We start from the raw sequence: 14,284 nt of genomic DNA, 5'->3' as shown, positions 1-14,284 counted from the left end.
CTCCCAACACCCAACACCCGACCTCCGACATCGGACTCCCGACCTCCAACCTCCAACCTTGAATCTGTGAAAAATAATATAGTTTTTTGCTATTTAGCCTTTTAGGATAAAGATTTTGGGAAACTCCTCTGCTTCTAAAATCATTAAATATTCTTCAAATATCAAATAAGGTCTATCAAATATCTGCGATAGTCCGGCAAATAACAATTATAACTTTTGTTGTCTGTACAGTTGCTTAATTTTGGCTTTAAATTGTTTAATACAAATATTAAATAACAAGAAACCTAAAATGAAAAAAAGACAAAACAGCGCATGGCTATTGATGGTCGGTTTATTTTCGATTATATGTGTATTATCATGCAAAAAAGATGATGATGGTGTAATAACACCAGTAGTAGAGCCTACAGAAGGATTAAAGATTAGCAGTTTTACTCCAACTCTGGCAGAAACAGGAGCAGAGGTAACTATTACAGGAGCCAATTTTAGTACTACTACAACAAATAATAAAGTAACATTTAATAATATAGGCGCTACAGTTAAAGAAGCAACAGCAACATCTCTAAAGGTTATTGTGCCAGAAGGAGCTACTACAGGTAAAATAAAAGTAAAAGTGGGAGACATGGAGGTAACAAGTACTACAGATTTTACCGTAGTGTTGCCTCCTACAATTACCAAGTTTTCTCCAGAGATTGGTACAATTGGTACAGAGGTAATCCTTACAGGAACAAATTTTAGCCCCACAGTATCCAATAATGAAGTAAAGTTTAATGAAACTGTAGCTACCGTAAATGCAGCTACTACCACTTCGTTAACCGTTACTGTGCCAGAAGGAGCTACCACAGGTAAGATATCGGTAAAAGTTGGAGGTAACACTGCAATTAGTACAGGCGATTTTACAGTAGAGTTTCCACCTGTGATAACAAGTTTTGTACCTGTATCGGGAGAGATAGGAACAGAGGTAATCCTTACAGGTAAAAACTTTAGCACTACAGCTACAGAAAATGAAGTAAAAGTAGGGGAGACAATAGTAACGGTAAGTGCTGCTACCACAACATCTTTAACATTTAAAATTCCTGATGGAGCAACAGGAGGAAAAATTTCTGTAACAACAGGTAGTAAAACAGCAGAGAGTAGTGACCTGTTTACGGTAACCAATATTTGGGTACAAAAAGCAGATTTTGGAGGGATGGCAAGAGATGGAGCTTCGGGATTCTCTATTGGTAATAAAGGATATGTAGGCTTAGGATTTGATAATAACGCTCGTGCCAAAACCAAAGATTTTTGGGAATACAATCCAGAGAATAATACTTGGTCCCAAAAAGCTGATTTTGCAGGGGCAGCAAGAGATCAGGCAGTGGCATTTGTCATAGAGTCCAAAGGAAAAGGATATATTGGAACAGGGTGGACAGATACTAATTTTATTGGTGATTTTTGGGAGTATAACCCAGATACTAATGCCTGGACCAGAAAAGCAGATTTTGGTGGAGGAACCAGAGCAAATGCGGTAGGCTTTTCTATCGGTAACAGAGGATATATTGGTACAGGAATGGGACCCGATATTTTTACAAGAAATAAGGATCTATGGGAGTATAACCCAGATACAGATACTTGGGCTAAAAAGGCAGATTTTGGTGGGGTTGGAAGGACTAGAGGAGCTGGTTTTGCTATTGGTAATAAAGGTTATATCGGATCAGGAGAAGATACAGGTTTTGCCAGAAGAAAAGATTTTTGGGAGTATAACCCAGCAACCGATCAATGGTTTCAAATAGCCGATTTTGGAGGCAATGCAAGGTATAATGCTACAGGCTTTTCTATCGGCAATAAAGGATATTGTGGGCTGGGAACACCATCACAATCAGATAAAGATTTTTGGGAGTATGACCCGCAAGCAAATACCTGGACCCAAGTTGCCGACTATGGCGGGGGAAACCGTGATAAAGCATTTGGTTTTGCTATAGGAAACAAAGGGTATATTGGTACAGGAAATGGCAGATCAGGATCTGGAGCCGGAACCATGACTTTTCAAACAAAAGATTTTTGGCAATATGTTCCTAAAGCAAATTAACCCAGATTATCAATGTCGTTTAGTTAAGAATTTAAACTATTGATTTAAAGTTTGTTAATGGTGGATTCCGTTCTTCAACGGAATGACAAAATAACCAAAACACAATGCTTTCTGCTTGTCATTCCAACGTAGGTTGGAATCCATGATGGAAGTAAAGGGGTATTTTGTTTTTACAGACATTTAATCCTCAAAAAGATACAGCTTAACTAAACGACATTGCCCAGATTATGCAATAGAACTTCGTTATGAAGCTTTGAGATACAATGAACACTGTTGTTTTCTTACTTTTAGCATAGCAGTTTACCCTGAGTTTATCGAAGGGCTATGGTTAAAGTGAAAAACAAAGCAAGGCGACAGTGTTTGCAGTAGATTACAGATGAAATAGATTTTCTATTGCATAATCTGGGATTAATAATCTGTTACAAAATTTAGATAAAGAAGGAGGAGTATTACGACTCCTTCTTTATTAACTTTTTAAAATGAAATGATATGAATTATTCTAAATATTTTTTCTTCGTTTTATTATTTACAGTTTTTTCATGCTCAGAAAAAAGACAAAAACCAGAAGAGAAAAAGGGCATCCATACAATTGAAAAAAAAACCATGAATAAAGATGTAGCTTTATTAACCTATAAAATTACCAAATCAGAAACTACAGGATATGGGTATGCTATTATGATGGATAATCGTTTGTTTATTGATCAACCTACAATCCCAGGGCAACCAGGAAATAAAGGCTTTCAAACAAAAGAAAAGGCTGTTAAAGTAGCAAAACTCGTAATCTATAAAATTAAAAACAATCAATTTCCGCCATCTATAGCCAGAGAGGAGTTAGATAGCTTAAACGTTTTATAAAACATTAAACGTTATGCCAATTCTTCCATAAGTTTGTAGCAAAAGAGATCAAAATGTTTTTAATGTATTGCAGAACTTGCTGTAATGTGATTAGAAAAGTAGTTTTTTAAACTATTACTATCTCTAATAATACAATCTGGAGATTGTGTAATTAAGTTTTCTTCTTTTCTAAATCCCCAGGTAACAGCGATACTATCTATACCAGCATTTTTGGCAGTAAGTATATCTACCTCGGTATCACCAACCAATACTAATTGGTTTAGAGGGATTTTAAGTAAATAGGAAATATCTAAAACTCCTTTTGGATCTGGTTTTTTATATAGGTCTGATTGACCAATAACCGCATCAAATTTAATATCAGGAAAAAAATGATTGGCACATTTATATGTTAAATCATGAAATTTATTAGATAACAAAGCTAATTTTACTCCAGAGGATTGTAATTCGTCTAAAATTTCTAAAATCCCTGTGTATACTCGGGTATGTTGTGTGTACATGTTTTCGTAGAGTAAACGAAATTCATGTAATAAGTTTTCAATTAATTTTTCTTCTCTATGTTCTTCAGGAATGGATCGCGTTATAAGATTTTTAGTTCCGTTTCCGATAAACTCACGATAGTTTTCTATAGTATGTGTTGGAAAATTATTTTTTACCATAAGCCCATTCATAATATGGGTATATACCCCAAGGGTATTTAAAAGAGTACCATCTAAATCAAAAATTACTCCTTTGTATTTCTTTTTTATCGACATATAGCCATTGTTTTTTTACGTTCTAAATATAAAAACTTTTATTTCTGTAAACTCTTACTCTTTGTAAGTTAAACGTTATTTGATTCCTTGTTAATTTTTTATTTCTTAGGGCTTGCTTCAAAAACAAGATATGTTTTTAGCAACATACCTTGGTGTAATCTTATTTTAAGGTTGTTATATTCTTATAAAAGTTAAACATTGTATTGGTATTGGCTACATCTTTTGTTGGGATGTCTTGATAAATACTCCAATGGGATACTATCTTTCCTTGTTCTAGCCTAAACAGATCATATAGGGCAGAATTTTTTTCCAAAAACAATCCTTCACTAATCGAAAGAACAAAATTTCCTTCTCCAAAAACAGCATGTTGTTTTTTATACTGAGAAAATAATGTTTTCTCTCGAATAGTTTGTATAAGATTTTGAAGACCATCCCCAAGTGCTGCATTATGTTGATGAAAATCAGGCTGAAAAAATTGCGGTAGTGCAGCTATTATCTTTTCTGTGGATTGGCTTGTTAGGATATCAAAAAGCGCTGTGATTTTAGACTTATTGATTTTAGTTTTATTTAGGTCTTTTATTTCTGTTTCTCCGTTAAGTAAAGATCTGCCAGATAGGTTTGCAGGAGTCATTTCTGTCATAACATTCCAGTGTTCAGCAATTAAACCGTTATTATCAAAACGAATGATATGAAAGGCAGCTGTTGTATCATAACCAAACGGAGTAGCATTTAGCCATTTATGGTGCATGATTATGTGCTGATTGTCCTCTAACATGCGAATATTCTGGATTGTACTACCGTACTGTTTTAATTTAGGGATCATAGAAAGAAATGCCTCTCTTCCTGAAGCAACTTTTGGATTATGCTGAATATAGTTTTTATCCACCATTTTCTTAATGGTGGATTCATCATAGTTACTTACAGCAGTATAGTATGCTTTAGCCTTCTCTTTATTATCCATCTAAGTAGTTTTTTCAAGTATTATTTTTTTCTTTCTTCATTTCTGTTACAGTCTTTCCTCCAACAGCTATATCATCATCCGGGATTTCTTTTATAGAAACCAGGAATAAATGTTTTGGGATTCCTGTAATATCTGCGGATATATCTGTTAGCTGTTCGATTAATTTCTGTTTCACTTTTTTTTCAAGCGTACCAGATTCAAATGCTATATATGGCATATTATTAAGATTTTAAGTTTATGATTATCTCGTTTTAATTTTTCATACCTCAAAGCTAACCTCAATGGTCAGCTTTGAGGTTGTTCATCAAGAATGGATACTGTGTTTATTTATCGAATACTTATTCATAAGATTGTTAATTAAGAAATCTACTTCGCTTAATTCCCCTGCAGATTCTATATAAGAGTCTGGTCGCACTACAATAATCTGATCTTTATAATATTTGCTGTCTGTCCAAAACCCTTGTTGTGAGTTATCCGGGTAAATTTGTATTAACTTTACAAAATCCGGTACCTCCAAATTTATTTTTTGATCGCTAAAATACAGGAGCGTAAAGTTTGTATAGTTAAGAAGGGAATACAGTCGTTTTTTTTCTTTCCCGTTATTTACTATAAAATCATAAACCCTTGTTCCTGCTATTCCCTTTTGGCTGTAGCGAATACCCATACCTGTTATATTACCAGCTCTGTTTTCTACTATTTTAACATAATCTTTTGCATGGGTACCGGTATTTGAATATTTCGTAGAACGTACAAGCTCTCCAGAGCTTTGAATAACACTTAGAGCTACCGGTTTTCTTTCGCTTTCGTATGCATTAAGCAGATTTGGATTTGCTCCATGATTTTTTATCATGTTTAATTTCCAAATCAGGTTGAATGAATCTGCAAGTCCTGTATTTAAACCTTGCCCACCATTTACAGAGTGAATATGGCAAGCATCTCCTGCAAGAATCACGCGATCCTGGATAAGATATTTTTCTGCAACAGATTCTTTTACAGAAAATTGAGAGTGCCAAACCAGTTCTTTTATTGTAACAGTATGTGGAGCCATTGCGATATTAACTTTTTTCATGGCATCTTCTATCACAAAATCTTTACGATCCATTCTTACATAAAACCTGTCAATATTTCCTTCTCTGGGAATCCATGCAACATCTGATGTTTCTGATTGAAAAACAATGATCTCGGGTACTTTTGAAAAATCTGTGTCGAGTACCGCATCGATTACTGCCCATACAATTTGCGGACGTGTGATCTCGAAGGGGATATTAAAATATTTTCGAACGAAAGAGTGAGAACCATCTGAGCCGATGAGATAATCAGACTTTATAATATCTCCGTTAGAGAGCGTAGCAATACATCCCTGATCTGTAACCTGAATATCTTCTAAGGTTGTCTGGCGTACTACAGAAGCATTAATTGAGTCAAGTTTTTCATTTAGAAGCTTCTCTACAAAGGATTGTCCTAACATTAAAAAATGTTTATGAAAACAACCTTCGAGTGCCTCCCACCAATGAGACTGTCGGGACACAAATTTTCCGTTTTCCCATATAGAACTTGTATTACAGGGTAACCCAAGAGGGTAAAGTTCTTCGAATAGATCTGCGACCTCTAATAGTTGCAGAGTTCGACCGTTAAGTGCATCTGCTCTTCCTACTTGCAGAGGTCCTTCAGACTTATCTATAATCATTGTTTTTAGTCCGGAAAGCTCTGCAAGATAGGCACATGCCAGTCCAACAGGACCGGCCCCTACAATAAAAATATCTGTTTCTGTCGTTATCATTTTGTATATATAAGATGTGGGTTACCAAGCGTATTTTTTCCTACTAATTGTACTCGTCTAAGATGTCTGGGAGCGCCTTTGGTAAAAGGTTCGCGACCATGTAGCAGAGTGCTGTTGTCTGAAAACACGACGTCACCTGTTTCCCATCTGTGGGTATAAAGATATTCGGGGGAATAAAGTGTTTTATTAAGGTTTTGAAGAAAATCCCCGACTTCTTGTTCCGGGATACCTTCGACTTCAAAACCAGGATGATTAACAAAAGATTCATCGGTATCCAAAGGGGGTTCGCAATAGCGAATTACAGAATACTCTCTTTCGGGGTGTTTATTAAGAATTGGAGCGACAGTTTTACTGTCATAAAACTCCATCTTTCGTGAGTAAGTACAACGTACTTTACTCCAGGATTCCAGAGCACTTTCAGAAGCATTTTCTATAATCATTTTTGTATTGCTAAAAGTGGTTCCTCCTTTGTTGTCAATACCAGGGGCACTTACACAATGAAACACTTGAGTTTCTGGGACTTGTTTACGGTACATACCATCCCAATGCATAGGGATATAGGTGTTGTCAAAAATATGATCTTCGGGATTTTCTTGTTCCACAAGTTCCAGAACTTTTCCAAAAGGCCATAAACAAATTTCTCCAAATTTTTCGCAATAGTTCGAGAAATCTTCAGCACTATCAAAGCTTTTAAATCCCCTTAGGGCAATTAGGTGTTCTTTGGATAAAATATCTTTCAATTCTTCTGTACTTAAATCCCGAATATCTTTTTTTTCGTTAACAGGTTCAATCAATAAACCAAATGGATTTAATTTTGTGGTTTTAAAATTCATAATCTGCTCTTTAATTTTGTTGCCTAAAAAATTTGTAGTTTACCTCTTAATTTTGAGTAATAAGTTCATAGTGACTGGAGCGTCCATTTTTGTCTTGAACTAATTTTGTATTTAACTTTTTAGCTTCGCGGTGTTTCATTAATATAAATTTGTTACCGGTATCAACAGCAACAGCATGCCAGGGGGTCATCCATGTTTCGATCCCAATAAGCTGGATCCCTATTTTTTTAGAACCACACGCTTGTGGATGAATAGATAATCGTATGGCGTGAGGATATTTTTCTGCAATCAAAGCAGTCCAGGCATTACTTCTTATAATTGCCAGATAGGCTTTTTCTTTACATTCTTTTTGAATAGAACTTTTAGATCTCGTTTGCCCGGGAACCATACGATCTTCTACTAAAAAACGTGTAAGACCACAATACATTCGATTGGCTTCTATTTCTTCAGGATTGTTGGAGTCTTTACCTCCTTTTTTTATTTTGTCTTTTAAACTTTTTATGTCTTGCCCATAATTTTTTATAAGCTCAGAACGAGCTTGATCAAAATCACTATTAATATTTATATCATCGAGGTTAAAAGTAGAAAGTGCCGTAAGGTTTAAGTCTTCAATAAGGCGATCAATTTCGATTTGATAAGAAGTTACATCTTTTTCAGAAATTCCTACAACATCGCTAAAAACTCTGCCGTCTGAGCATATTATTACTTCAGCTCCCTGTTCGTAAATCTCCTGGATTTGTTTGCATAAACTATTTAAAAATTTAAGTGCCTGCTTTTCTGCCATATCCGGCAGATGTCCTAAAACTTTTGCAGGGTTAGGAGATTTTCCTGGAAATGCAGGTAAGACAAATCTAACTTTCTTTTCTTGCATAATTGCTGTAACCACTTTATCTAAATGTGGTTTATGGCATTTTGTACAAGTAGTAGAGCAAGTGTTTTCAGATTCTACCATTCGCCTAAACTGCATGACTTTGGTCAAAATATTTTTGGCCAGATCTGTAGCTCTGTCAACGCTAATGGATTTGATTAGTTCATTGTTTGAGGTTTTCATAATGATTTGATATTTAAGTTGGTGTTTTTAAATAAACTTTTTTGAAAGAGTTTTTAAATGAAAGGAATACAAAGAGATTTAATCCCTTGTTGAGGTTTTCTTCTCCAAAGGGTTATATTATTGACAAGTATACTTTGTGAGTTTGCTTTGAGGTTGTTGATTAACCTTTGTATAAAAATAGTTTTGTGTCTAGTAAGAATTTTCGTGACACTAATTTCTATCAACAAGTTGTTGTTGATTAATATGCAGGGGTATGCTTTTAAAAACCGGATAGTTTTATGAACGCAATTTTTTATACTAATTTTATCCTCGGTTACATGAATGCAATAATAGTTGGTTATTGCATTCACTACCGGTTTTATAATTCTGGATACTTGCGAAGAGGCATAGTATATTGCCTTTTGAATATGTGGCATAGTTGAGTTTGGTTTTAAGAAAAAAGTATTTTTTTACATAGGCATAAAGCAGATTTATATGTGTGAGAAATATGTTATCTATTGGGTTTTGTTTTTATTGCGAGGCGAAACGGTATATTGTTTCTAAAAGTTAAAATGCTGTATTTATATTCTATTACAATACACTTTAAGATTAGGAATCTGAAGGTTTGGATATAATCACCTCCTTTTTTATAGTTTAAGAATTAAAAAGGAAGATTTTTTTTGTTTGTGTAAAAAATTATTGTTCATTCATTTCTAAATGAACCGTAATTTCAACTTCTTTTCCTATGGGAGTCATGCCGTTACCAAGATCAAAGTCTTCTCTTGTTAAGGATGTGTTTAATTTTAAACCAGCTTTATGCTTACCACTCTTGGGGTCTTTTATAATACCGTTAAGTTTTCCTGTAAACGTTATAGCTTCTGTTTTGTCTTTAATGGTTATATTACCAGTAAGACTAAATTTGTTATCTTCTAATTGTTTAAAGGATGTGCTTTCAAAACTAATGCTTGGATTTTTTTCCACATTAAAAAAATCATCTGATTTTAAATGCCCGTCTCTTCCTTCGTTGTTAGTGTTAATAGAGGAAGCATCAATAGTTACCTTAAATACAGGTTTTTCTAACTTTTCATTACTAGTTGCAGTAATATCAAAATTTGTAAAATTTCCGGTTACTTCAGAAATCATAAAATGAGACACAGAAAAATTAATAGAAGAGTGTGCATTATCCACTTTCCAAATAGTTTGTGCATTCGCAGATAGTAGGGTTATTATAGCTAAAAGTGTGAAAACTTGTTTTTTCATTTAAAAGTTCTTTTAATTTTTCGCTAATGTATTCTTGTACGTTCTATTGAAAAATAAAAATCTATAAGTAGAAGCAGATTTTCAGTTAAGCGTAACTTTTTTTAAGTAAGATAGAATTATAGCTTTTACTGATCTTTTAAAGTAATTCACTTAAAATAAAAGGTAATTGATAGAATAGTACCTTCTGTAATTACAGGTTAGATTATATTTGTTTTTACAAAGAAATTGTTAAATAGATTTTATTTGAAAAGCAAACACATATTGTTTTGGGTATTGTATAGCGTATTCATTTATATGATATTCAATATCCTTACAGATTCTTATCAAGCCCTGTTAAGAGCCATTGGTATGGTAAGTATGCAATTAATAGTATTTTATTTGAATCTAAAAATTTTATTACCCGGGTTTTACAAGCAAAAAAAATACCTGAGTTATAGCTCTTTTAATGTGCTGCTTCTTTTATTCGGAGTTTTTGTTATCGATTTTTTGATACGAGTTTCCCTGTATTGTGATAAATCCGGATATGGGTTTACTTTTGACACTATTTTTAATTATAAATTTTTTGATTTAACCAGTTTAGAAATCATTTTTAACCACATGATGCCTGTGCTTTTGGCTATTTTTATAAGTTTTATTATTTATACCTATACAGAACAAAAAAAACTAAAGGAGCAGGAAATTCTTTATATAAATGCAGAAAAAGATTTTTTAATATCTCAAATAAACCCGCATTTTTTGTTTAATATTTTAAATAATATTTACTCGCTAACCCTTAATGATAATAATAAAGGAGCAGAGGGGATCATGCAACTATCCAAAATGTTGGATTATTCTTTATATGGTGCCAAAAAAGGAATAGTAAGCCTGGAAGAAGAAATTAATTACATCACTAATTTTATACATTTATTTAAACTTAAAGATGATGAAATTGAAAAAGTTTCTTTTGTGTACGATGGTATTGATAAAAACCTGAAAATCGCACCAATGCTACTTATTCCTTTTGTAGAAAACGCTTTTAAGCATGGTAATGTAGAAGATGTAAAGAACGGATATATCGAGATCAGTTTAAAAACAAACAATGGAGTTTTACAGTTTATTTGCAGAAACACGTATGCGCCTAAAAAATCTGTAGATGCGTCCAGAGGAATCGGAGTTAGTAATGTAAAAAGAAGATTAAAATTGATATATGATAAACAATACCAATTGCGTATAGATGTTAAAGATAATATATATAGTATAGAGTTAAATATAGATACTAATGACATTTAATGTTATAATAATAGACGATGAACAACCTGCACGTAAACTTATTGAGAATTATGTTGCCAAAATAGATTTCCTGAAGCTTTTAGGTGCCTTTAAATGCGCTTTGGGGGCAATACCAATTTTAAAAAGAGAACAAGTAGATATCATGTTTCTGGATATAAGAATGCCAGAAATATCCGGACTTGATTTTTTAGAAACTTTAGATAAAACCCCAGAAGTTATTTTAACAACAGCGTACAGGGAATATGCATTAGAAGGGTATGAGTTTGATGTATTGGATTACCTGCTTAAACCAATAGAGTTTTCAAGATTCTTAAAAGCCATTAATAAAGTAGAGAATAAATTTAGATCTGTTCCTTTACCATACAACGCTATACAAGAAAAAACAAAATATATCTATTTAAAGCAAAAAAGTAAACAGATTAAAGTTGCACTATCTGATGTTTTATTTATTAAAGCCGAAAATGAGTACGTAAATTATTATCTTAAAAATAAACAAAAAATACTTATTCTGGGAGCCTTAAAAAATTTGGAAGAGGAATTACAAGATTCTAATTTTATTAGAATACACAGATCCTATATTGTTAATCTGGAGGCAATTGAATATATCGAAGGTAACCAGATTTCTGTAGGTAATCAAAAAATACCTGTTAGCGAAACCTATAAAAAAATATTATTTTCTAAATGGGGTAACTAATAAAATGAATATCCTTATAATTTTTTAAGAGGTTGTTTTTTTCTGTTCTTAAAAGACCCCTGTTTTTTATAGGAACTATTTCAAAATACTAGTCGTTAAAACATTAAAATTTAGTTTAAACTTTTGTTTCTTAAAAACATATCGATCTTAAATTTTTAACAGATAACACTGGTTCTTTTATAAGAACTATATTCTTATCATATTTTAGCTATTTTTGCTTTTAGTTATGAAAGTCTGTATTGCCGAAAAACCAAGTGTTGCCCGCGAAATTGCCTCTGTATTAGGTGCTAATACCAGATGCGATGGGTATTATGAAGGTAATGGGTATGCTGTAACCTACACTTTTGGACACTTATGCACACTATTGGAGCCTAATGATTATAAACCATATTGGAAAAGCTGGGATCTTAACAACCTGCCTATGTTGCCCGATAAGTTTAAAACCAAGGTAGTAGATAATTCGGGGATTAAGAAACAGTTTGGTATTATAAAAAAATTATTTGACAAAGCAACCGTAGTTATTAACTGTGGGGATGCGGGTCAGGAAGGAGAGCTGATACAACGATGGGTTATAGATCAGGCAAATTATAAAGGAGAAGTACAACGCTTATGGATCTCCTCATTAACTACAGAGGCTATTAAAGAAGGTTTTGAAAAACTACAACCTTCTGCAAAATATGATAATCTGTATTATGCAGGATTTTCAAGAGCAATAGGAGACTGGTTATTGGGTATGAACGCTACACGATTATATACCGTTAAACATGGGGGGTATAAACAAGTATTATCTGTAGGCAGAGTACAAACACCTACATTAGCTATGCTGGTTACCCGATTTAAAGAGATTAAGGATTTTAAACCACAACCGTATTGGGAACTGCAAACAGTATACAGAGACACTGTTTTTAATTGCGAAGAAGGCAGGTTTTTAAAAAAAGAAGAAGGAGAAGCCTTTGCCAAAGTGGTAAAAGAAAGTGATTTTGAGATTGTATCCATAACCAAAAAAAAAGGAAAAGAATATGCCCCAAAGCTTTTTGATCTAACAGGGCTACAGGTGTATTGTAATACTAAATTTGGGTTTTCTGCAGAGGAAACCTTAAAAATAGCGCAAAAATTATACGAACAAAAGGTAATTACCTACCCCAGAGTAGACACTACTTTTTTACCCAATGATATTTATCCCAAAGTACCCGGAATATTAAAAAAATTGAGTCGCTATCAAAATCTTACACAAACCATATTGAGTAAGAAAATTAAAAAATCTACTAAAGTTTTTAATGATAAAAAAGTAACAGATCACCATGCCATTATCCCTACAGGTGTTGAGATCAATTTACAGTACAATCAACAACAGGTGTATGATATTATCACAAAACGATTTATTGCAGTATTCTATGGGGATTGCTCGGTAGCAAATACCACCGTAATAGGAAAAGCAGATACGGTAACGTTTAAAACCACAGGGAAAGAAATTTTAGAAAAAGGATGGAGAGTAGTATTTGAAACAGCAAGCTCTAAAGAAAAAAAAGAAAAAGATATACTGCCTTCTTTTGTAAAAGGAGAAAAAGGAGCCCATGAGCCCTCTTTTTTAGAAAAAGAAACCAAACCACCAAATCAATATACCGAAGCTACCTTATTACGAGCCATGGAAACCGCAGGCAAACAAGTAGACGATGATGAAATGCGTGAATTGATGAAAGAAAACGGTATTGGCAGACCTTCTACAAGGGCTAATATTATCGAAACACTTTTTAAACGAAAGTATATTGAACGTAATAAAAAACAAATCCTGCCAACTTTAACAGGAATACAGCTTATAGATACTATACAAAATAAATTGCTCACTTCTGCCGAGCTTACCGGACAATGGGAAAAGCAGTTAAAAGAAATCGAAAAAGGAAACTTTTATGCAGGTACATTCATTAAAAACATGAAAAAAATGGTGGATGATTTGGTATATGAAGTTCGTACAGAAAAAACACATGCCAATATCTCACATATAGAAATAACTAAGGTTTCTGACTCTAAAAAGGTAAAGAAAGAAAAAACAATTAATGACGAGGCTTGCCCAAAATGTAAGCAAGGAAAACTTATAAAAGGTAAAACTGCTTATGGATGCAGTGCTTATAAAAATGGATGTGATTTTGTGCTTCCTTTTTATTTTGAAGGTAAGAAAATATCCAACAAACAATATATTAGATTACTCCAAAAAGGATGTACCGTTAATCTTAAAGGTTTTAAAACTACTGAAGGGGATAAAGAGGGATTGATTCGTTTTGACGATCAATTTAAAATACTTTTAGAAGAAAAGAAAACCACAAGTGTTTCTACTCCGGATAAGATTCCTAATCCTATGCCTTGTCCTGTTTGTAATACAGGAACCGTTGTAAAAGGCAAAACTGCTTATGGATGCAGCGCATACAAAAATGGTTGCGACTTTAGATATCCATTCCAGACAGTTCGGGAAAAAGCAAAAGGAAGACCATTAACCGCTTCTTTGGTTTTTTCGCTATTGCAAGAAAAAAACAAAACAAATTAAGTGTTTTTTGTACATGACAAAAATTTACGTGATATATAGGATGAGTAGATTTGTCATTCCGTTGAAGAACGGAATCCACTCATTGACAATACTATATCAAAATGGATTCCACAGCCTATGCTGGAATGACAAAAAACAATGAATACACATAAGGGGGTACCCCCTTGCTTGCAACCATCTATGGGTCATTAAGGTGGTTCGAAGGGTGACTGAGGTGGTTCGAAGGGTGACTGAGGTGGTTCGAAG

12 protein-coding genes are annotated in these 14,284 nt (G+C 33.5%); 5 read left to right on the top strand and 7 right to left on the bottom strand.

Annotated elements, in window-relative coordinates; genetic code table 11:
• The first annotated feature begins 289 nt into the window (after positions 1–289).
• On the top strand, positions 290–2,065 hold the full coding sequence (locus ACZIYX_RS13690) for an IPT/TIG domain-containing protein (RefSeq protein WP_462682812.1): 1,776 nt from the start codon (positions 290–292) through the stop codon (positions 2,063–2,065).
• Positions 2,066–2,554: 489 nt separating this feature from the next.
• Positions 2,555–2,920, top strand: a complete 366-nt coding sequence (locus ACZIYX_RS13685) for a DUF4907 domain-containing protein (protein ID WP_462682811.1) — start codon at positions 2,555–2,557, stop codon at positions 2,918–2,920.
• Positions 2,921–2,979: 59 nt separating this feature from the next.
• Here the strand turns inward: ACZIYX_RS13685 and ACZIYX_RS13680 are convergent, their stop codons facing one another.
• From ACZIYX_RS13680 to ACZIYX_RS13650, 7 genes are all read right to left on the bottom strand, one after another.
• Positions 2,980–3,672: an HAD family hydrolase gene (locus ACZIYX_RS13680; protein WP_462682810.1), complete on the bottom strand. Its 693-nt coding sequence runs from the start codon at positions 3,670–3,672 to the stop codon at positions 2,980–2,982.
• Between the two features lie 160 nt (positions 3,673–3,832).
• On the bottom strand, positions 3,833–4,633 hold the full coding sequence (locus ACZIYX_RS13675; RefSeq protein ID WP_462682809.1) for a nuclear transport factor 2 family protein: 801 nt from the start codon (positions 4,631–4,633) through the stop codon (positions 3,833–3,835).
• A gap of 13 nt (positions 4,634–4,646) precedes the next feature.
• Positions 4,647–4,850 carry a tautomerase family protein gene (locus ACZIYX_RS13670; protein ID WP_462682808.1) on the bottom strand — a complete coding sequence of 68 codons (204 nt, stop codon included), beginning with the start codon at positions 4,848–4,850 and terminating at the stop codon, positions 4,647–4,649.
• A gap of 87 nt (positions 4,851–4,937) precedes the next feature.
• Positions 4,938–6,413, bottom strand: coding sequence for an FAD-binding protein (locus ACZIYX_RS13665; RefSeq protein WP_462682807.1), 1,476 nt, complete (start codon positions 6,411–6,413; stop codon positions 4,938–4,940).
• Positions 6,410–7,246: a TauD/TfdA dioxygenase family protein gene (locus ACZIYX_RS13660; protein WP_462682806.1), complete on the bottom strand. Its 837-nt coding sequence runs from the start codon at positions 7,244–7,246 to the stop codon at positions 6,410–6,412. The genes ACZIYX_RS13665 and ACZIYX_RS13660 overlap by 4 nt, the downstream gene beginning before the upstream one ends.
• A 46-nt stretch (positions 7,247–7,292) precedes the next feature.
• On the bottom strand, positions 7,293–8,297 hold the full coding sequence (locus ACZIYX_RS13655; protein ID WP_462682805.1) for an L-tyrosine/L-tryptophan isonitrile synthase family protein: 1,005 nt from the start codon (positions 8,295–8,297) through the stop codon (positions 7,293–7,295).
• 675 nt (positions 8,298–8,972) lie between these two features.
• The gene (locus ACZIYX_RS13650) at positions 8,973–9,536 is read right to left on the bottom strand and encodes a YceI family protein (protein ID WP_462682804.1); all 564 of its coding nucleotides are present in this window, start codon (positions 9,534–9,536) and stop codon (positions 8,973–8,975) included.
• 243 nt (positions 9,537–9,779) lie between these two features.
• On the opposite strand from ACZIYX_RS13650, the gene ACZIYX_RS13645 reads away from it, so the two are divergent.
• From ACZIYX_RS13645 to ACZIYX_RS13635, 3 genes are all read left to right on the top strand, one after another.
• Positions 9,780–10,805: a sensor histidine kinase gene (locus ACZIYX_RS13645; protein WP_462682803.1), complete on the top strand. Its 1,026-nt coding sequence runs from the start codon at positions 9,780–9,782 to the stop codon at positions 10,803–10,805.
• A complete protein-coding gene (locus ACZIYX_RS13640; protein ID WP_462682802.1) occupies positions 10,795–11,499 on the top strand; it encodes a LytR/AlgR family response regulator transcription factor in 705 nt (234 codons plus the stop codon). The genes ACZIYX_RS13645 and ACZIYX_RS13640 overlap by 11 nt, the downstream gene beginning before the upstream one ends.
• Positions 11,500–11,725: 226 nt before the next feature.
• Positions 11,726–14,038, top strand: a complete 2,313-nt coding sequence (locus tag ACZIYX_RS13635; protein ID WP_462682801.1) for a DNA topoisomerase 3 — start codon at positions 11,726–11,728, stop codon at positions 14,036–14,038.
• Positions 14,039–14,284: the final 246 nt, after the last annotated feature.

This window comes from Aquimarina sp., from assembly GCF_977115655.1.
Note: the sequence above shows the minus strand (reverse complement) of the source record. Positions and strands in the feature narration are given on the sequence as shown.